Raw genomic sequence first — 19,476 nt, forward strand, 5'->3', positions numbered from 1 at the left:
AACTCAATCCTTACTCTGCTTTTTTCTCGACAATACCTTGGTCATCGACCGCACGTACCACCCCGGTTTCTGTATTTAATACTTCAAACTCAATACGACGGTTCTGGAACTGCCCTTCTGGGGTTGCATTTGGTTCCATCGGCTGTTGCTGGCCATACCCCACGGCCTGTAACTGGGAAGGATCAACCCCGCGTTGTACCAGATAATCACGTACCGCTTCAGCACGGCGTAAGGACAACAGATTATTGGCTTCATTACTGCCTACTGCATCGGTATGGCCTTTAATGGTCAAATTTACATGCGGCGCACGCTGGATTAAGGCCGCAGCCTGATCCAGAATTGGCTGATTGGCTTCCGGTACAGTCGAAGATGCCGACTCAAAATGAATCGCCTCCAGATTTAAGGCTGTGGCGACATCCAGCGCCTGAATATTATCCGGGTTAATCACGGCCAAGGCTTGTGCTGCGGTCGTGGTCGCTGGTGTGACGGTCTGTACATCGAGATCCTGCTGCACCGTAATGGTCATATTCTTGGCCAAAGGACGCAGCTGATTGGCCACACGCTGCGCATCTGCCGGATTGGTGGACTGAATCGCAATCTGCTCACCCATCCAGGTCATATTGGTATTCGGCACATCTTTCAGGATTTTCAGTGCCGTTGGAATCACATCCTGATCAATAAATTCACTATGATAATTACTGGCGCTATTCACCCCACAACCTGTCGGATGGTTAAAAATCCGTTTAACTTCTGTTTGCAGAATGTCGGTATAAGCCGGATTGTTCAGATACAACTGACAGGTGACCAGATCGCCATTGGAACCGGTATTGACCTGCAAATAGGCCGGTTCCGTCGCTGCTGCCTGGGTAACAGGCACCTCTTCTTCATTACGGTCAGAACAGGCTTTAAATAAAAAGGCCAGTAACAATGCCAGAATAATAAAAATCAGAATCGGCACCCACGGCGAGCGCTTCTGCTCTGGCACCTCTTCATATAACTCAGGCGCCTGATGAATAGTCTGCCCGGCAGTGGCATTGACGCCCAAACCGGCCAGCAGCGCAGCGGCCCATTCCGGCAAAGCAGCCTGAATGTCCGGCATATGCTGATCAAGCAAATGCACAATCGCCTCAGGATCGGTCGAGCCGGCCTCGCTTTCTAAAAAACCTAAGGTTGGTACGATGGCCCGGTTCAGGGTGGATTCAATTTCATCTGCCGGCGCCTGACCGCGGCTAAATTCCAGAAACTGCTGTTTCAGGTTCAGGTTGGTACCAAAAATTTCAGCCAGCCGCGGATTAAGCTGATTTCTCAGGCTGTCAATGAGGGATGGCCGGTGTCTTAACACCGATAAAAATACCGGATAAAAATCATTTAAGGCACGGTTTTTCTCAATGAGGTAATCCGTTTCCCCGTCTAGCACAATGGATGACACGCTATTTTTCAATAATTCTATCAATCTGGTTTGCATGATATGGCCTCATTTTTGTCATTGTTCTACTCGCATTTTTTAGTGTATCTGGTCATTTTTTAGACGTTGTAAATAATTGTATTTTTCTTTATGTACTTAAATTAAAACATAAAAAAGCCAGCAAATGCTGGCTCTTGAACAAGTGAATTTAGGCCAGGAAAGTCTGAATTACCTTGCCTTTCACGGTTTGCTGAATCAGCGGTGTATTCTTGCCTTGGGACAGAATACTGTCTTTGTCCAGCGTCCACTCCAGTTCAGGATCAATCAGAATCCAGCCGGCTTCCTGCATCCAGCGATCTGCCATTTGCGCAACCGTCGCCGGTGCCAGTGTCACGGTATGCACCCATTCCAATGGACTGAACAGACCTTCCTCAACCAGTTGCACACCCAAGGGCACAAAGGTATCAAAAGCGGTAAAGCCCGGTAAGGTTTCAGCAAACGGTGCCATTTTGGCCGAACTGCTTAAGGGTTCATGATGGGTACAGATCGCATCAATTACGCCATCTTTTAAGCCCTGACGCAGCAATTCTTTGTCTTTTTCAGCACGTAGCGGTGGACGTACATGCGCCAGCGAGTTAAAACCATCAATCACCTGATCGGTTAAATGCAGCTGATGCATTGCCACATCACAGGTTACTGGCAGGCCTTTTTCTTTGGCAATTTTAATCAGCTCGACCGAAGCGCCACAGGACAGTAAACCGAAATGCGCACGGACTTTGGTCGCTTCAATCATCAACAGGTATTTGGCAATGGCTACGGTTTCGGCCAGCGCCGGAATCATAGGCAAGCCCTGACGTGAAGCAATAAAGCCTTCATGCACACAGCCATCTTTGGCAATTTGCGGTTCTTCAGCATAGAACACCACGGTCAGGTCCAGACCGGCTGCATATTCCAGCGTGCGAATCACGACATCATCATCAGCAAAGGATGCATTGGCATTGGAAACTGCAGTACAGCCGCCCTTTTTCAGACCGGCCATATTGGCAGGCTGTTTGCCTTGCAAGCCTTGGGTTTGTGCGCCAATCACCTGTAAATAAATACCACCATCCAGCATGGCTTTTTCGACCAGACCGTGAATCAAAGCACCATTGTCCTGCACAATCGGCTTGGAATCTGGTGGGGTAAACACGTGCAGAATGCCGTTTTCACGTGCCGCCTTGCCTTCTGATTTTAAAGTGCCGTGCTGCTGCTGACCCGGCTCACGCATCCGCGCGCACAGATCAACCATGGTTGGCATCAGCCATTTGCCTTGTCCATCAATGGTTTCAGTCACATCTGCTGTTTCTGCAACCAGCTTGCCATTTTCCAGATATACCGTTTGCACGCGATCAGTCTTTTGCATTGGATCAAGAACGCGGACATTTTCAATTTTTATAATACGCATGACTGATTCCTTATACCGCAATCGCTTCAATTAAACCTTGTTCCTGCAGCTGACCCTGCATCGCCAGTGCCAGCACCGCCATACGCACCGCAATACCATTGGTCACCTGATTTAAAATCACCGATTGCGGGCCATCGGCAATGCTGGAATCAATTTCCACACCACGGTTCATCGGTCCCGGGTGCATCACGATACAATCCGGTTTGGCCAGCGCCAGACGCTCTTTGTTCAGGCCATACATTTTGTAGAATTCTGCCGGTGAGGACAGCGCCGGTGAATCAATCCGTTCATTCTGGATACGCAAGGTAATAATCACATCACAGTCACGGATGCCATCTTCCATTTTATTAAACAGGCGTACATCGGCTCCGTATTCTCCAAAACCAAATGGCAGCAAGGTATTGGGTGCAATCACGCGAATATCTTTACAGCCTAAAGTTTGCAACGCCGCCACATCAGAACGTGCCACGCGTGAATGTTTAATATCACCAATAATGGCAATGCTCATGTCAGCAAAGTCTTTTTTGGTTTCACGGCGAATGGTCAGCATATCCAGCATCGCTTGAGTCGGATGGGCATGACGGCCATCTCCGGCATTAATAATTGCGATATTTGGACAGACATCCTTGGCAATAAAATGCGCTGCACCTGAAGAGGAATGACGCACCACAAAAATATCGGCGGCCATGGCTTCTAAATTCCACAGCGTATCGCGCAGGGTTTCGCCTTTAGAGGTACTGGAACGGGCAATGTCAATGTTAAGCACGTTGGCCGAAAGACGTTTGGCTGCAGCTTCAAAGGTGGTGCGGGTACGGGTTGAATTCTCAAAAAACAGGTTCATAACTGTACGACCTTCCAGCAGGTTGTTGGTGATGAGCTGATTTTGGTCATTAAAAAAGGACTGCGCGGTGTCCAAAATTTTGGTGAGGGTTTGTTTGGAAAGCCCTTCGATGGTGATGAAATGTTTTAGATTTCCATCTTTATTGAGTTGAATCTGGCTCGGAGTATGCAATGCCGCCAAGTGCATGAGAGATTCCTTATACGTTAAGTCAACGTATTATACAGAGATTCCCCTAAGATGGCGCTGAAGATTTCAACATTTAAAGCCCTTTTCCTGCCAGTGAATCAAGTTTTCTTCAATCATTACCATAAATTCAACAGGATAATTCAACCGGTTTTGATCAATATTGCTTAGGCTATTTTTGCAGATAGATAAAAAAAGCCCTCAGAATCGAGAGCTTGTTGATGCGGATGATGGCGGTTTTAACGCAAGGCGCCAATATAATGATGCGACACCTGTGCCCGGTAAATTTCCTCCTCGGTAATTTCTGGTTCAACCTGCTCGTCGATGATTTCATCTAGCGGGTTTAGCAACGGTGCATTTAAATCCAGTAGCCTGGTCAGCCGTTCGGCATAACGGCTTAATTCAGCATCTCCCGTGGCTAAGGCCAGCTCAATCACATCTTTGGCATAGCCCGGATGATCGACCAGATACAAGGCATCAATTACCCTGCCGCTGACCCGGCGTAAACGTGTATACAATAAGGTGGCCACTGAAAAGGCTTCATTGTGGGCAATTAACTGATCACTGCTTTCGACTCGCATATTTTCCCCGTTCTCCAATTTTAAAATTAAGGTCATTTTTCGTTATCATTATTTATTGTGCAAAATATATACCAACCGTTGGGAGGCATAGAAAATGGATCAAATTTAAGTGGGTTTTAGTACAAATAAATCTTGTATATCTTCAGCACAACATCCGCCCAAAGCCGTGAAAATACGTTAAAATATCAGATTGCTTTGTTGCTTTTGGAAATTTACATGCATTCGAAACCGCGTCTTTCTACATACTGGGTCACCTGTGCAGATGGACTTGAAACCTTGCTTCAAGAGGAATTAGAAGGTTTAGGGGTTCAAAATATTGAACGTTTACCGGGTCGTTTAATTTTCAAAGGCAGCTTGGAACAGGCGTATCGCATTTGTATGTGGTCACGTTTGGCTTCCCGTGTCTTAATGCCAATTCACACTTATGAGCTGGAACGCCATCACGACGCACGTGATGTAGCTGAAGAGCTTTATGAAGGTGCAATCAGCTTCGACTGGTCACTGATTTTTGCACCACAAAGCACCTTTGCCATTCGCCTGCATGTGGAACGTGAAATCAAGGTCAATACCCAGTTTGCCACCTTACGCACCAAAGATGGTGTGGTCGATTCCTTTATGGAAGCGGTAGGCCGCCGTCCAAGTATTGACACCAAGCAACCGGAAATTACCCTCTATATTCTGACCGGTAAAACCGAGCATACCTATTGCCTAGACTTGTCCGGGGATTCGCTACATAAACGTGGCTACCGCCGTTTTATGACCGATGCGCCAATTAAAGAAAACCTGGCCGCGGCAATTTTGCAAAAAGCCAAACTCAAAGAAAAAAATCCGGACATTATTCTGGACCCAATGTGTGGTTCAGGCACCTTTATTATTGAATCCCTGCTGATTTTAACCGACCGTGCACCGGGTCTGGTACGCCGTTTCGGCTTTAATGGCTGGAATGGCCATGACCATGAACTGTGGATGTCATTAAAGGCAGAAGCGGCTGAGCGTCATCAACAGGCACTGGAACAACCACTGCCAAAATTTTATGCTTTTGATGCCGACTGGGAAGCAGTCAAAGCCACCAAACAGAATATTATTGCCGCCGGTTTTGAACGTCTGCTCGATCATATCCAGATTGAAGAACGCACCTTGTCAGACTGGCCAGATTTTCAGGCCGAAGGCAAAACTGCCTTTGTGGTGACCAACCCGCCGTATGGTGAACGTCTGGGGGATAAAGCCTCAAACCGTGCCTTGTATTTAGGTCTGTCTGCCCTGCTACAAAAACATTTCCCGAACCAATCTGCTGCTGTCATTGCAGCCCAGGTGGAACAGGCCGATGTGCTGGCATTTAATGAGCCGCAAACCTTGCGTTTAATGAATGGTAAGCTGCCAATTTACATTCGTTTTGGTACGGTCAAACCATCGGCAGTAGTAAAACCATTCCTGGCTGACTGGCAGCCACAGCAGTTTGAACCGATTGAAGGTGCCGAAGACTTTACCAACCGTCTGCAAAAAAACATGCAGGCCTTAAAGAAATGGGCGGTTAAAGAAAACGTCTATTGTCTGCGTTTATACGATGCCGATTTACCGGACTTTAATGTCGCGGTCGATTTATATGGTGATCGTCTGCATGTGCAGGAATATGCACCACCGAAGAAAATTGATCCTGAAAAAGCCAAAAAACGCTTTAACCTGGCGCTGCAAGCGATTCGTGCCGTGACCGGTTTAGGCCGTGATGCCGTGTTTATTAAAACCCGTGCCCGTCAGGAAGGTAAAAACCAGTACACCAAACAAAGTACCGCATCGAAACGCTTTATTGTGCAGGAGGGTCAGGCCAAGATTCTGGTTAACCTCACCGACTATCTGGATACCGGCCTATTCCTGGACCATCGCCAGATTCGTTTACGTATTGCCAAAGAAGCTAAAGGCAAGCATTTCCTCAATCTGTACAGCTATACATCGACGGCGAGTTTGCATGCTGCTTTAGGCGGCGCAGCCAGCACCACCAGTGTGGACTTGTCCAACACCTATTTGAACTGGTCCAAAGAAAACTTTGTCTTAAACGGCTTAACCGTCGACCATGCCGATGAACAACACCAGTTCTTTGCCAGCGACTGTTTTGAGTGGCTAAAAGAAGGTCATGAGCAATATGACCTGATCTTTATTGATCCGCCCACCTTCTCCAACTCGAAAAAATTCTACGGCACTTTTGATGTACAACGTGACCATGTTTCGCTAATTAAACGCGCCATGAACCGTTTAACCACAGAAGGCACCCTGTACTTCTCGAATAACTATCGCGGTTTTGAAATGGATGAAACCTTGCCAGCGCTGTTTGATATCCAGGAAATCAGCCATGAAACCATTGGTCCAGATTTCAAGCGTAACCAGAAGATTCACCGCGCCTGGAAAATCCAGCATCCACAAATCTAAAATGTGAATGGTAAAGGATGATTTAATCCTTTTCTATTCACAGTTCATTCGATTAGCAATAAAAAGCCTGCTACCCCATAGCAGGCTTTTTTTACATCGGAAACTTTACGCTGTTATTCATCATCCAGCGTGGACTTACTTTGCAGAGTGAATCGCTACATCTGCCCGGCTTTTTGCTGCAGATACCTCCATAAAAAAACCCGGCCGAAGCCAGGTCTTTGATTAAACAGTTTAGATGAACCGTGTGCGGATTAGTTCAGTTTCAGCTTCTGGAAATCCAGTTGGCCTGCATCTGCCGTAATCACAATGGTATCTCCCGGCTGGAAGTCACCGGCCAGAATTTTCTGCGCCAGATTATTTTCTACCTGTTGCTGGATGGCACGTTTTAATGGACGCGCACCGTAAACTGGGTCAAAACCGGCTTCAATCAGCTGGTCAAAGGCAGAATCATCTACCGTTAACTTGATATCGCGGTCGGCCAGACGGGCACGTAAACGGTCCAGCTGGATATCGGCAATACCACGAATCTGCGCTTTTTCCAGGGCATGGAACACTACCAGCTCATCAATACGGTTGATAAACTCCGGACGGAAATGCTCAGACACGGCCGCCATCACTACATTGCGTACATCATCACGGCTTGGATTATCGCCCAGTTCACGCACATCGCTTGAACCCAGGTTCGAGGTCATTACAATCACGGTGTTTTTAAAGTCCACCACACGGCCCTGCGAGTCGGTCAAGCGACCATCATCCAGCACCTGCAGCAAGATGTTAAATACATCCGGATGGGCTTTCTCCACCTCATCAAACAGCACCACGCTATATGGTTTACGGCGTACGGCTTCGGTTAATACCCCGCCTTCTTCATAGCCGACATAGCCCGGAGGCGCACCGACCAGACGACTGACTGAATGTTTTTCCATAAATTCGGACATATCAATCCGGATCATGGCGTCATCGCTGTCAAACAGGAAATTGGCCAAGGCTTTGGTTAACTCGGTCTTACCGACACCGGTTGGCCCCAGGAACAGGAAAGAACCACTTGGACGGTTCGGATCCGACAACCCGGCACGTGAACGGCGCACCGCATTGGATACCGCAATCACCGCTTCATCCTGCCCTACCACACGCTGATGCAGGAAGCTTTCCATTTTCAGCAGTTTTTCACGCTCGCCTTGCAGCATTTTCGCAACCGGAATACCGGTGGCTGCGCTGACCACTTCCGCAATTTCGTTATCGGTGACTTTATTGCGCAATAACTTCGGTTCTTCTTTCTCTTCCACCAGCTCATCTTGGGCCAGCTGTTTTTCCAGTTCCGGAATCACGCCATATTGCAGACGCGACATCTCGCCCAGATCATTTTCACGCTGTGCTTTTTGCAAGGCAATACGCGCCTGATCCAGCTGCGCCTGAATCTGCTTAGTGCCTTCGACCAGAGTTTTTTCAGACTTCCACACTTCTTCCAGATCGTTATAGTCTTTTTGGACGTCTTCGATCTGTTTTTCCAGATGACTGACTTCTGCACGGCTGCCGGCATCTTCATCTTTTTTCACAGCTTCAAGTTGCAGCTTTAACTGAATCAGACGGCGTTCCAGCTTATCCAGCGCTTCCGGTTTAGAGTCCAGCTCCATCTTGATGCGCGATGCTGCTTCATCAATCAGGTCAATGGCTTTATCGGGCAACTGACGGTCAGTGATATAACGATGTGACATTTTCGCTGCAGCAATAATCGCCGAGTCGAGAATTTTCACCCCGTGGTGGACTTCATAACGCTCTTTCAGACCACGTAAAATGGCAATGGTGTCTTCGACACTTGGCTCATCGACCAGCACTTTCTGGAAACGGCGCTCAAGGGCGGCATCTTTTTCAATGTACTGACGATATTCATCGAGCGTGGTTGCCCCCACGCAGCGTAATTCACCGCGTGCCAGCGCCGGTTTCAGCATGTTGCCGGCATCCATCGCGCCATCACCTTTACCTGCGCCAACCAGGGTATGCAACTCATCAATAAACAGGATGATTTCGCCTTCATGCTTGGCCAGATCTTTCAGGACAGCTTTTAAACGCTCCTCAAACTCGCCGCGATATTTGGCACCGGCCAGCAATGAACCCAGGTCCAGCGATAACACGCGTTTGCCTTTTAAGCTTTCTGGCACTTCACCATTCACAATACGCTGTGCCAGACCTTCTACAATTGCGGTTTTACCGACCCCAGGCTCACCAATCAGTACCGGGTTATTTTTGGTCCGACGTGACAAGACCTGTACGGTACGGCGGATTTCATCATCACGACCAATCACCGGATCGAGCTTGCCAGCCAGCGCACGTTCGGTTAAATCTACAGTGTATTTATTGAGTGAATCACGTTGATCTTCATGATTATTACTCATCACTTTTTCATCACCTCGAATTTTTAAAATCACCTGACGCAGACTGTCTGCGCTGACACCGATACTGTTCAATAAGCTTTTAGTGGCCCCAACTTCGCTCAGGCCCAGTAATACCCAGTCGGTAGACAGGAATTCATCGCCCGCTTTCTGGGCATAGCTATCGGCCAAGTTTAAGGCTTTAACCGCTTCCGGACTTAAATTAATGTCGCCAGTCGGATTGGCTAGCGTTGGCGCATCATTCAGTGCCTGCTGCAACTTGCTCTGCAAATCACGCAACTGGGCACCGGCCTGCTGTAACAAGCTGACATTGGATGCTTCTTCTAACAGAGTGGCCAAGACATGAATGCCGTCAATGGCGGTATGGTCTTTGCCCATCGCCAGCGATTGCGCATCGGAGAGAGCTTGCTGTAAGCGATTTGTAAATTTTTCAAAACGCATTCTTGTTATTCCTCACAACAATTTTTTCACTTGAAACATATATGGGAGTACTTTTGGCAATTTCAAATGATTTTTCATATATTTTTCAAAGTGTTATTTTAATGCAACAGATATAACTCAATTATAATATTGGTCTGTGACCGGCCAATTTCAAGTCAGCATCAGGATTATTTTTATACAGTAATGCAGCTGCGACCTATGTAATAGGAAACACATATTTTGAGAGCTCTGCCCATTGCGGCCAATTTTTTGCGAGGTCTAAAACCATGGAAAAATAAAAAAGCCGGTAATTAACCGACTTTTTACATGACTTTATAGTCATGATTATTCTGCTTCGATAATCTCGAAATCGTGGCTAATTTCAACACCACCATCTGACAGCATTTTGCTGGCTGAACAGTATTTTTCTGCGGATAATTCAACTGCCTTGGCGACCTGCTTTTCCTTGACTGCCTTGCCTGTCACCACAAAATGCAGATGAATTTTGGTGAACACCGCCGGAATCGAATCGGCACGTTCTGCTTTCAGCTGACAAACCACACCAGTCACATCCTGACGTGATTTCTTTAAAATGGTCACAATATCAAACGATGCACAACCACCAAGTCCCATTAAAATGAGCTCCATGGGACGTGGTCCACGGTTTTCTCCACCATACTCGGCAGAACCATCCATCACCACGCTATGGCCACTTTCCGATTTTGCTTCAAAAGCAACATTCTCTAGCCAATGAACACTCGTTTGCATTGCAAGTCCTTCAAAAAAACTATAAATTTACAAGGTGCCTGTACACTAACATAATTTGAGTTGATAAGGAATTTCATCTCTACTGTGTGACAAGTTCATACTAGGTCTTGTGCGATCTATTATTTATCCATTTTCGGAACCGTTAGCATGACTTCAAACTTTTCACAATTAAGCACCGATGCCCTGTCTCCTGGTCAATTACCAGATTCAGTCAAGGCATTATTAAAACGTGCATATATCAACCGTTATCCGAAACGGACCACAATTGTTGATGCGGGGTCTGAATCAAAATCACTTTATTTGATTCTGAAAGGATCTGTTTCCATCATTCTGCGTGAAGATGATGATCGCGAAATTGTTGTGGCGTATTTGAATCCGGGTGACTTCTTTGGGGAAATGGGTCTATTCGAAGCAAATCCACAACGTACTGCAGAAGTACGCACACGTGACGTTTGTGAAATTGCCGAAGTGACTTATGAAAACTTCCACGAGCTCAGCAAGCAATATCCAGATTTAAGCTATGCGGTATTTGCCCAACTGGTGCGCCGTTTAAAAAATACCACGCGTAAAGTGACCGATCTGGCCTTCATTGATGTTTCAGGCCGTATTGCGCGTTGTCTGATTGACCTGTCTGCGCAGCCTGAAGCCATGATTTTGCCAAATGGCCGTCAAATCCGCATTACCCGTCAGGAAATTGGCCGCATTGTTGGCTGTTCACGTGAAATGGTCGGCCGTGTTCTGAAAACCCTGGAAGAACAAGGCATGATCGAAACTGATGGTAAAGCCATTCTGATTTTTGATGCCTCTTTAGAGCAAAATGATGCAGCAGATGAACAGTTTGATGATGAATAAGTCTTAAACTGCTATATGCTTAAGGCAAATCTTCGGATTTGCCTTTTTTATGCCTGTTCGCTATGTGAAAAATATTTACAAACTAACCTAAAATATTGATTTAACAGTCTGCCTGCGATGGTTTAGCCTAGTCCCTATTCGCTTGATGATATTTTGAATAAGGACATCTTATGCAGTTCAATCCCCTTGCTGATACCGGTATTTTATTGCCTGAAATCTGTCTAGGCACCATGACCTTTGGTGAACAAAATACCCAGGATGAAGCCTTTGCCCAGCTGGATTATGCGCTGGAACGTGGCCTGTATTTCTGGGATACCGCCGAAATGTATCCGGTGCCACCGAAACCAGAAACTCAAGGTGCCACCGAAGTCATGATTGGCAACTGGCTCAAGACGCGCGGTGGACGGGACAAGCTGTTTTTAGCCTCAAAAATTGCCGGACCGGCTCAAGGCGGCAGCCATATTCGTGATGGTCAAACCCGTTACAACGCTACCGATATTCGCACTGCCCTGGATGGCAACCTGAAACGCCTGCAAACCGACTATATTGACTTATACCAACTGCACTGGCCACAGCGCCCGACCAACTTCTTTGGCAAACTGGGTTATGGCAATACCGAAGCCCATGCACAGCAGCATGTCACCGACCTTGAAGAAACCCTGACCGCCTTGCAGCAGGAAATCCAAAACGGACGGATTCGCTATATTGGGCTCTCCAATGAAACCCCATGGGGCACCATGAAGTTTTTGCATCTGGCGGAAAAACTCGGTTTAAGCAAATTTGTCAGCGTACAAAACCCGTATAACCTGCTGAATCGCACCTATGAAATTGGCATGTCGGAAATTGCCAAATATGAAGGCGTCGGCTTACTGGCTTACTCTCCTCTGGCCTTTGGTTATTTAACCGGGAAATTCCGGCATGGTGCCCGTCCGACCAATGCGCGTGTTACCCTGTATTCACGCTTTAGCCGCTACAGCAATCCAGAAAGTGAATGGGCCACTGAACAATATGCGCAACTGGCCGAGCAACATGGCCTCAGCTTAACCCAACTGGCTTTGGCTTTTATTAAGCAGCAGTTCTTTGTCACCAGTACCATTATTGGTGCGACTTCGCTGGAACAGCTAAAAGAAAATATTGATGCCTTTGAAGTCAATCTGTCCGATGACATTTTACAAGGCATTGAAGCGATTCACCGTCAGCAGCCCAACCCGGCACCTTGATGACAGGTATTAACAAAACCTCATGCATAAAAAAATGCCTCATCATATGAGGCATTTTTAAATCTATTTTAAACCCAGAAGCTTAACGACGGTTCTGGTTATAAATGGCCTGAGCAGCCGGCAAGTTCTCACGCATCGCTGCAATACGCTGGCTGTTCGATGGGTGAGTCGACAGGAACGATGCCCCGCCACCACCTTCTAAGCGGTTCATTTTTTCCCATAAGGTAATTGCCGCTTGCGGGTTATAGCCACCACGCGCCATCAGCATTAAACCGCCTTCATCGGCACGACTTTCCAGATTACGTGAATATGGCAAGCCCACACCCACCTGTGCACCCAATTGTGCCGCTGCAGCGCCTAACTGGCCAACGTTACTGCCTGCAGCGCTTAAACCGATATTTAAAGCCAGGTTGGTCAGTGCCTGCGCGCCAATTTTACTCTTGGCATGTTCTTCTAGAGCATGCACCATTTCATGGCCCATAATCGCAGCAATTTCGGCATCGGTCAGATTCAGTTTATTGACGATACCGGTATAGAACACCACTTTACCGCCCGGCGCGACAAAGGCATTAATCTGGTCAGATTTTAATACTGCCAGCTGCCAGCTAAATGGCTGACCGGTCTGGTTCATCTGGTTGGCAACCGGTGTTAAACGCTGGAACACCGTGTTAATACGTTTATAGGTACTTGAACTGGTGTCCAGCTGCCCCTTGTTACGCGCATCTTGCACCATCTGGCTATAACTTTGCGCCGCGGTTGCATTTAGGGTTGCGGTATCTGCACCGGCCATATCGGCCACGGTGGTACAGCCTGAAAAAGTGATTGCACTTGCGGCACAAAAACTCAATACCAATTTTTTGTTCATTATAATAATCTCCGCCATTCGGCTATACACATACTCATGAATTATATGAAATCATTTCAATGCTTTAAATCTGAAATGGCTTCATAATCATATCATTTATATAAACAATGGCAGTGCTGTGTAAACTGTAGCTACATCAGCAGCAACGAGCGGAATACGGCCTTAATAGGCAAACTGATAGAAAATCCAGAATACCAGACAGAAAATATTCAGGCCCAGATACATCTGCGAAACCACTTCCATTTTCTCTTCCAGTGCCGGATTTTTACGTTTATAGAATAAATAGGCGTTTTGAATCAGCACCAGTGGCACCAAAATACAGGCAAAAATCACACTCAGACCAATAAAGGCCTGATACATAATATTCGGATCATGCTTTTGTAACAGAATCAGCAACATCGCAATGGTCGGTGCACCGCCCATGGCAAATAATAACGAATAGAAAATGGTGCTTGAAATATTTTTATGCATCCTGCCTGACCCAATGTTTTTGCTGTGTTTTATTCTAGCAAGCACCATCTGAATAGACAGTGCTGATCTGTGCAACTTTAGTCTTGAATTACTTCGCAGCACGGTAATACTGCATTGCTTCCGGCATCATCTGCTGTAACGCGGCAATACGGTCATTATTACTTGGATGGGTCGACATAAACTTGGCCATGGCGCTATTTCCACGGGCATCGTTGGCATTCATTTTCTGCCAGAGCGTAATTGCTGCATTCGGATCATAACCGGCTTTGGCCATTAACAGTAAACCGCCTTTGTCGGCGCGGCTTTCCAGATTACGCGAATAAGGCAACCCTACCCCAAACTGGCTACCCAAATCCAGCAGTAAACCACCATAACCACCTACCGACTGGCCCACATATTGCGAGCCAATACTAACCGCCAGATTGGTCAGGGTCTGGGCACCAATTTTACTTTTGGCATGTTCTTCCAGTGCATGTACCATTTCATGGCCCATGATCGCCGCGACTTCATTGTCAGTCAGTTTCAGGTTTTCAACAATGCCTGTATAGAACACTACTTTGCCACCCGGAGCCACATAGGCATTAATTTCAGGTGACTTAATCACCGCCACTTGCCACTCAAAAGTCTGCCCGGTCTGGTTCATCTGGTCGGCATAGGGCTTCATCTTTAAAAACACGCGATTAACCTTCTTATAGGTGGCAGAACGGGTATCTAGCACCTTTTTCTGCTCGGCTTCCTGCAACATTTGCTGATAGCTCTGGCTGGCGTTTAAGTTTAAAGTCGCTGAATCTGCCCCGGCCAGTTCTGCCACAGTGGCGCAGCCCGTCAAATGCGTTGCCAATACAATTCCAATGGCTAAGTTCTTATATTTCATAACATTCTCTAATTGTTCGAAAGTGCCTAGCACTATAAACAAAATCAGGGAATTCTCAAGATGGTGCGCTATTTTTCTGAGCCAAAAATAAAAAACCCTGTGCAAGCACAGGGTTTTCTCATTTCAGCTTAAACGATTAAGCTTCAAACGGATGACGCAGAATAATGGTTTCTGCACGGTCTGGACCCGTTGAAATGATGTCGATTGGACATTCAATTAACTGCTCAAGACGCTTGATGTAGTTGATTGCATTTTCAGGCAATTGTTCAACACTGGTCGCACCCACAGTTGACTCAGACCAGCCTGGCATGGTTTCGTAAATTGGCTTCAAGTTTTCATAAGCCAGCGCGTCAGAAGAACCGACACAACCTGAATCGGTGTTTTCATAGCCAACACAGATTTTAATTTCTTCTAAACCATCCAATACGTCTAACTTGGTCAGGCAGATTCCAGACAGTGAGTTGACATCCACTGAACGGCGCAGGATTTCTGCATCGAACCACCCACAACGACGTTGACGGCCAGTAGATGCACCAAACTCGTGACCCACTGTACCCAGGTGTTTACCAATTGCATCACCCACATCATTTGCCGCGTCGTAAACCAGTTCAGTTGGGAATGGACCAGCACCCACACGCGTGGTGTAGGCTTTGGTAATACCCAGCACATAGTCAAGATGCAATGGACCCAAACCTGAACCTGAGCTTACGCCGCCCGCGGTGGTGTTTGAAGAAGTCACGTACGGATAAGTACCGTGATCAACGTCCAGCAATGAACCTTGCGCACCTTCAAACATAATGTTGTCACCGTTTTTACGGTAATTATGAATTTCAGTGGTTACATCCACCACTAATGGTGCAATCACTTCACGCCATTGGTCACACAGTGCAATCACGTCGTCCAGTTTAACTTCTTCAACACCGTAGTATTGAGTTAACTGGAAGTTGTGGTAATCCAGCAATTCAGCCAGCTGCGCACGTAATGCGTCACCGCCACGTACCAGGTCAGCCACACGTACTGCACGGCGCGCCACTTTATCTTCGTAGGCAGGGCCAATACCACGACCGGTAGTACCAATTTTGGCATTGCCACGTTTTTTCTCACGTGCCTGATCCAGCGCAATGTGGTTCGGAAGAATTAATGGACAGTTTGGAGAAATACGTAAACGTTCTTTAACTGGCACGCCTTCCTGTTCAAGAATGGTCATTTCCTTGATCAGCGCTTCAGGTGAAAGCACCACACCGTTACCAATTAAGCACAGTACGTTTTCACGTAAAATACCAGATGGAATGAGGTGTAATACAGTTTTCTTACCACCAACCACGAGAGTATGACCTGCGTTGTGTCCGCCTTGATAACGTACTACCGCAGCCGCTTGATCTGTGAGCAGGTCGACGATTTTACCTTTACCTTCGTCGCCCCATTGGGTACCAAGTACCACAACATTCTTGCCCATAATAGCCTCATTACATCATGCTGTTAAAATTGAAAACCAGGCGCATGTGACATGAACACATGCGCTGGCGATTAAATTTTTTCGACCGTCCACTCACCGTTACGATTCACCAGCTGGTGAGTTGCATACGGTACAGAGCTTAAATCATCCTGACCCAATAACTGAATTACACTTAAGCCTTGGGTACGGGTGGCCTGAATTGCAGCCAATAAATCTGCCTGATTGCCCTTTGGTGCAACCACCACCGATTTGGCTTCGAAACGACCGGCGCTGAGCGCATATAAGTCGCAAGAGAAACCGGTTGCCGGACGGGCACGACCAAAATGCTGGCCAATACCATCATAACGGCCGCCTTGAGCCAGTGGTGCTGCACGGTTTGGTGCATAAACGGCATACATTAAACCGGTATGGTAGTGATACGAACGCAGTTCTACCACATCAATCCCGATATGCAGATTTGGCCAGCGTGCCTGAATTTCTGCCTGGGTGGTTTTTACCGCATCAAAGGCATGTTTGAATTCCACATTGGCCAGCACATCGGTGCTTAAATGAGCTTCTAGTGCATCCAGATCACTGGCAAAACGGCCGAGCGCATAGAAATCTGAACCAAAGGCTAAATCCTGGGTAAAGTCCGCCAGTTCTGGCAAGGCTTTACGCTGATATAAATCGGACAGTTGACGCTCAGTGGCTTTGTTCAGACCAGCTTTTTGTACCAGACTGCGGAACAGACCCACATGACCTAAATCCAGATGGATACCATCGGCCAGACCGGCTTCCTGAATCAGGCTGATCATCAGGTCAACCATTTCCACATCGGCATCAATACTGTCGGAACCGAACAGTTCGGCACCCAGTTGCAGAGGTGCACGGGTGGTATTAAAGCCCTGTGGCTTGGTATGCAAAACTGTACCAGCGTAGCAATAACGCGCCACACCATCTACCGGATGTACATGCGCATCAATACGCGCCACCTGTGGCGTCATATCGGCACGCACGCCAAGCAGACGACCAGACAGCTGGTCAATCACCTTGAACGTGGCCAGGTCTAAATCTTGATTCGATTCTGAAAGAGAAGAGAGAGATTCGATATATTCAATAAATGGCGTGTACACCAACTGATAACCTCGAGATGCGAGGAAATCCAGTGAATTACGGCGCAATGTTTCGATGACTTGCGCTTGTTCTGGTAATACATCAGCTACACCATCAGGTAATAACCATGTCTCTGAAATGGGCATGTTGTAAACCTAAATTCTTGTCTGCGCGGAACAAATCCGCATAAAAAAATCGGGAGCACACCCGATTTCTCCTAGTTTAGCACGATCAAATGGGCTGTGCATCGCAAATTTGATAATTTTCTCTGTCTGATCAATTCCATTGCAATCCTGCCCGGCTGGAGCTGTCATTTCGAGAGTAAAAGCTGTTTTCGCTGAGGAAGATAAAGGAGCTAGACACATCCCAAACTCATCATCTTTTTTTCAGGGCAGATGAAAATCATCTTCCCTCTGCCCTGCGTCCATCTGCTTAAAAAGTCTTATTTGACTTTATTCGGATCCAGCACTTGAGTAATTAAATTGACCAGCTCAACATTCTGGGTTTCCAGCTGATGAATTCGCTGCGCCGATTTATCCAGTGCTTCCTGCTGCACGTGCATTTTCTTGGCCAGATCCTGCATGATCTCTAAAGTCTTTTTCAGATTTTCTTCCAGACTGATGACTTTGTTTTCGAGCTGATGATTATCGCTTTGGCGATTCAAATGATCATGCTGGTTTTTAAACTGCAGCCAGATCAGAAAAATCACCGCTACGGCCAACAGTAAAATAAATCCCCAAAGTAGAATAAACATCATGTGTAGTGCTCGACTTATTTGTTTTGTTTTATCTTAACGAAAAATATAGCAAAAAGGCGAAAAATCGCCTCCAACCTGTCAATACTCGGCTGTTATCGCATTTCGCCCGGTTAGACCACCGCCCTGCAGTCCAAGCTTAGACAAAGATTTGGACAGATAGAAATTAATGCGCCTGATGGGCAAAAGATTCACATAAATCCAGTAAACGGTTGGCATAGCCCCATTCATTGTCATACCAGGCAAAGACTTTGGCCTGATGCCCCACCACCATGGTCTGGGTAAGATCGACAATTAAAGAATACGGCGAATGGTTAAAGTCACTCGATACCAGTGGCTCATCGGTGACCTGCATAATTTCGGCATAATCCTGCTGCGCGGCTTTCACCAGCACTTCATTCAATTTATGCACGGTAATGGGTGACTGGGAAATAAAGCTGACATCAATGGCGGCGACATTAATGGTGGGTACCCGAATCGAATAGCCATCAATGCGATTTTCCATTTTAGGCATCACCTGTTTTAAGGCGCCTAAAGCACTTGAGGTGGTTGGAATAATATTCTGACCGGATGCACGTGCGCGGCGTAAATCACGGTGCGCATGATCCAGCACCGACTGATCAGCCGTGACAGCATGAATTTCGGTCATCAGCGCGGTTTCAATACCAAAAGCATCATCCACAATTTTAACCAACGGCACCAAGGCCTGAGTGGTACAGGAAACACTGGAAATAATCTGGTCTGAGGCTTTGACCTCATGATGATTGACCCCGTAAACAATGGCGGCATCAACCGTGTCAAACGGTGCTGCGCCAATAATCACCCGTTTGGCACCGGCATGAATATGCTGGGTTGCGGCTTCACGCGAACGGAACAGGCCGGTACATTCCAGCACCACATCAATATTTAACTGCTGCCATGGCAACTGTGCCGGCTGTGGCTGGCTCAGCACCTGAACTTTCAGCTTGGCCTCACCCGATTGTATGCACAGATAAATCTGTTCCTGTTCCAGCTGGATTTCTACCTGCCCCGGAAAACGGCCATGGGTTGAATCGTATTTAAACAGATGTAGTAGCGTGGCAACATCGGCAACGTCATTAATCGCGACAATATCAAAATGAAATTCTTTAGGATTTTCAAACCAGGCACGCAGTACATTTCGCCCAATTCGCCCAAAGCCATTAATCGCCACTCGTTGCATCCGTATTCCTTCAAACTGCACATCAATCTTGTCTGTGCTTATGTTAAAGGATTTCCGCCAGACACGGCGAATAATTCCTGCCAAACTCAGCAATTAATTTAAACCTGTCCAATATTTAAGCAGTTAGCAGCACTATTTTCTGCTTGATAAAAAGAAGCAGGATGCACGGTAACTGGCTAAACCGCAGCAATGACAACAGCTTGTGATTTCACAGCAGTTTAGATGACTTTAAGGTTTG

Annotated in this window: 16 protein-coding genes; 3 read left to right on the forward strand and 13 right to left on the reverse strand. The window is 46.9% G+C overall.

Features of this window, described 5'->3' with window-relative positions; genetic code table 11:
- Positions 1 to 10: 10 nt before the first annotated feature.
- The 4 genes from FTT63_RS03470 to FTT63_RS03485 all read right to left on the reverse strand — a co-directional run bounded on the left by FTT63_RS03470 (position 11) and on the right by FTT63_RS03485 (position 4,454).
- Entirely contained in the window at positions 11 to 1,465 is a 1,455-nt protein-coding gene (locus tag FTT63_RS03470) for an OmpA family protein (protein WP_168382983.1), read from the reverse strand.
- A gap of 148 nt (positions 1,466 to 1,613) precedes the next feature.
- Complete coding sequence (locus tag FTT63_RS03475; RefSeq protein ID WP_168382982.1) at positions 1,614 to 2,849, reverse strand: dihydroorotase; 1,236 nt, start codon at positions 2,847 to 2,849, stop codon at positions 1,614 to 1,616.
- Positions 2,850 to 2,859: 10 nt separating this feature from the next.
- Positions 2,860 to 3,876 (reverse strand): aspartate carbamoyltransferase catalytic subunit, encoded by a 1,017-nt coding sequence (locus FTT63_RS03480; RefSeq protein ID WP_152342319.1) that lies wholly within the window; start codon positions 3,874 to 3,876, stop codon positions 2,860 to 2,862.
- A gap of 236 nt (positions 3,877 to 4,112) precedes the next feature.
- On the reverse strand, positions 4,113 to 4,454 hold the full coding sequence (locus FTT63_RS03485; RefSeq protein WP_168382981.1) for a hypothetical protein: 342 nt from the start codon (positions 4,452 to 4,454) through the stop codon (positions 4,113 to 4,115).
- A 216-nt stretch (positions 4,455 to 4,670) separates the two neighbouring features.
- Between FTT63_RS03485 and rlmKL the strand changes: the two genes are divergently transcribed.
- Positions 4,671 to 6,875: a bifunctional 23S rRNA (guanine(2069)-N(7))-methyltransferase RlmK/23S rRNA (guanine(2445)-N(2))-methyltransferase RlmL gene (gene rlmKL, locus FTT63_RS03490; RefSeq protein ID WP_180191991.1), complete on the forward strand. Its 2,205-nt coding sequence runs from the start codon at positions 4,671 to 4,673 to the stop codon at positions 6,873 to 6,875.
- Between the two features lie 251 nt (positions 6,876 to 7,126).
- Here rlmKL and clpB read toward each other — a convergent pair whose 3' ends face one another.
- Together clpB and FTT63_RS03500 are read right to left on the reverse strand one after the other, a co-directional pair.
- Positions 7,127 to 9,706 (reverse strand): ATP-dependent chaperone ClpB, encoded by a 2,580-nt coding sequence (gene clpB, locus FTT63_RS03495; RefSeq protein ID WP_168382979.1) that lies wholly within the window; start codon positions 9,704 to 9,706, stop codon positions 7,127 to 7,129.
- 324 nt (positions 9,707 to 10,030) lie between these two features.
- Positions 10,031 to 10,453 carry an OsmC family protein gene (locus FTT63_RS03500; protein ID WP_005177032.1) on the reverse strand — a complete coding sequence of 141 codons (423 nt, stop codon included), beginning with the start codon at positions 10,451 to 10,453 and terminating at the stop codon, positions 10,031 to 10,033.
- Between the two features lie 147 nt (positions 10,454 to 10,600).
- On the opposite strand from FTT63_RS03500, the gene crp reads away from it, so the two are divergent.
- Positions 10,601 to 11,305 carry a cAMP-activated global transcriptional regulator CRP gene (gene crp, locus FTT63_RS03505; protein ID WP_005177031.1) on the forward strand — a complete coding sequence of 235 codons (705 nt, stop codon included), beginning with the start codon at positions 10,601 to 10,603 and terminating at the stop codon, positions 11,303 to 11,305.
- Positions 11,306 to 11,475: 170 nt separating this feature from the next.
- Positions 11,476 to 12,525 (forward strand): NADP(H)-dependent aldo-keto reductase, encoded by a 1,050-nt coding sequence (locus FTT63_RS03510; RefSeq protein ID WP_168382978.1) that lies wholly within the window; start codon positions 11,476 to 11,478, stop codon positions 12,523 to 12,525.
- Positions 12,526 to 12,607: 82 nt separating this feature from the next.
- Here FTT63_RS03510 and FTT63_RS03515 read toward each other — a convergent pair whose 3' ends face one another.
- From FTT63_RS03515 to FTT63_RS03545, 7 genes are all read right to left on the reverse strand, one after another.
- Complete coding sequence (locus FTT63_RS03515; protein ID WP_005177027.1) at positions 12,608 to 13,390, reverse strand: M48 family metallopeptidase; 783 nt, start codon at positions 13,388 to 13,390, stop codon at positions 12,608 to 12,610.
- A 162-nt stretch (positions 13,391 to 13,552) separates the two neighbouring features.
- Positions 13,553 to 13,861, reverse strand: coding sequence for a hypothetical protein (locus tag FTT63_RS03520; protein ID WP_005177024.1), 309 nt, complete (start codon positions 13,859 to 13,861; stop codon positions 13,553 to 13,555).
- Between the two features lie 88 nt (positions 13,862 to 13,949).
- Positions 13,950 to 14,735: a M48 family metallopeptidase gene (locus FTT63_RS03525; protein WP_168382977.1), complete on the reverse strand. Its 786-nt coding sequence runs from the start codon at positions 14,733 to 14,735 to the stop codon at positions 13,950 to 13,952.
- 136 nt (positions 14,736 to 14,871) lie between these two features.
- Positions 14,872 to 16,191, reverse strand: coding sequence for an adenylosuccinate synthase (locus FTT63_RS03530; RefSeq protein ID WP_005177019.1), 1,320 nt, complete (start codon positions 16,189 to 16,191; stop codon positions 14,872 to 14,874).
- Between the two features lie 71 nt (positions 16,192 to 16,262).
- A complete protein-coding gene (locus FTT63_RS03535) occupies positions 16,263 to 17,429 on the reverse strand; it encodes an ATP phosphoribosyltransferase regulatory subunit (RefSeq protein ID WP_104498237.1) in 1,167 nt (388 codons plus the stop codon).
- Positions 17,430 to 17,725: 296 nt separating this feature from the next.
- A complete protein-coding gene (locus tag FTT63_RS03540; protein ID WP_005177014.1) occupies positions 17,726 to 18,040 on the reverse strand; it encodes a hypothetical protein in 315 nt (104 codons plus the stop codon).
- A gap of 163 nt (positions 18,041 to 18,203) precedes the next feature.
- A complete protein-coding gene (locus FTT63_RS03545; protein WP_075166664.1) occupies positions 18,204 to 19,238 on the reverse strand; it encodes a type I glyceraldehyde-3-phosphate dehydrogenase in 1,035 nt (344 codons plus the stop codon).
- Positions 19,239 to 19,476 lie beyond the last annotated feature (238 nt).

It is taken from the genome of Acinetobacter sp. C15, assembly GCF_013420645.1.
In the GTDB taxonomy this organism is placed as follows: Bacteria; Pseudomonadota; Gammaproteobacteria; order Pseudomonadales; family Moraxellaceae; genus Acinetobacter; species Acinetobacter indicus.

What these genes read in the sequence shown, in the direction of transcription:
- FTT63_RS03475 (WP_168382982.1), bottom strand. Translation starts at nt 2,849, where the DNA reads ATGCGTATTATAAAAATTGAAAATGTCCGCGTTCTTGATCCAATGCAA.
- FTT63_RS03540 (WP_005177014.1), bottom strand. Translation starts at nt 18,040, where the DNA reads ATGATGTTTATTCTACTTTGGGGATTTATTTTACTGTTGGCCGTAGCG.
- clpB (WP_168382979.1), bottom strand. Translation starts at nt 9,706, where the DNA reads ATGCGTTTTGAAAAATTTACAAATCGCTTACAGCAAGCTCTCTCCGAT.
- FTT63_RS03510 (WP_168382978.1), top strand. Translation starts at nt 11,476, where the DNA reads ATGCAGTTCAATCCCCTTGCTGATACCGGTATTTTATTGCCTGAAATC.
- FTT63_RS03530 (WP_005177019.1), bottom strand. Translation starts at nt 16,191, where the DNA reads ATGGGCAAGAATGTTGTGGTACTTGGTACCCAATGGGGCGACGAAGGT.
- rlmKL (WP_180191991.1), top strand. Translation starts at nt 4,671, where the DNA reads ATGCATTCGAAACCGCGTCTTTCTACATACTGGGTCACCTGTGCAGAT.
- crp (WP_005177031.1), top strand. Translation starts at nt 10,601, where the DNA reads ATGACTTCAAACTTTTCACAATTAAGCACCGATGCCCTGTCTCCTGGT.
- FTT63_RS03520 (WP_005177024.1), bottom strand. Translation starts at nt 13,861, where the DNA reads ATGCATAAAAATATTTCAAGCACCATTTTCTATTCGTTATTATTTGCC.
- FTT63_RS03545 (WP_075166664.1), bottom strand. Translation starts at nt 19,238, where the DNA reads ATGCAACGAGTGGCGATTAATGGCTTTGGGCGAATTGGGCGAAATGTA.
- FTT63_RS03515 (WP_005177027.1), bottom strand. Translation starts at nt 13,390, where the DNA reads ATGAACAAAAAATTGGTATTGAGTTTTTGTGCCGCAAGTGCAATCACT.
- FTT63_RS03485 (WP_168382981.1), bottom strand. Translation starts at nt 4,454, where the DNA reads ATGCGAGTCGAAAGCAGTGATCAGTTAATTGCCCACAATGAAGCCTTT.
- FTT63_RS03525 (WP_168382977.1), bottom strand. Translation starts at nt 14,735, where the DNA reads ATGAAATATAAGAACTTAGCCATTGGAATTGTATTGGCAACGCATTTG.
- FTT63_RS03470 (WP_168382983.1), bottom strand. Translation starts at nt 1,465, where the DNA reads ATGCAAACCAGATTGATAGAATTATTGAAAAATAGCGTGTCATCCATT.
- FTT63_RS03480 (WP_152342319.1), bottom strand. Translation starts at nt 3,876, where the DNA reads ATGCACTTGGCGGCATTGCATACTCCGAGCCAGATTCAACTCAATAAA.
- FTT63_RS03500 (WP_005177032.1), bottom strand. Translation starts at nt 10,453, where the DNA reads ATGCAAACGAGTGTTCATTGGCTAGAGAATGTTGCTTTTGAAGCAAAA.
- FTT63_RS03535 (WP_104498237.1), bottom strand. Translation starts at nt 17,429, where the DNA reads ATGCCCATTTCAGAGACATGGTTATTACCTGATGGTGTAGCTGATGTA.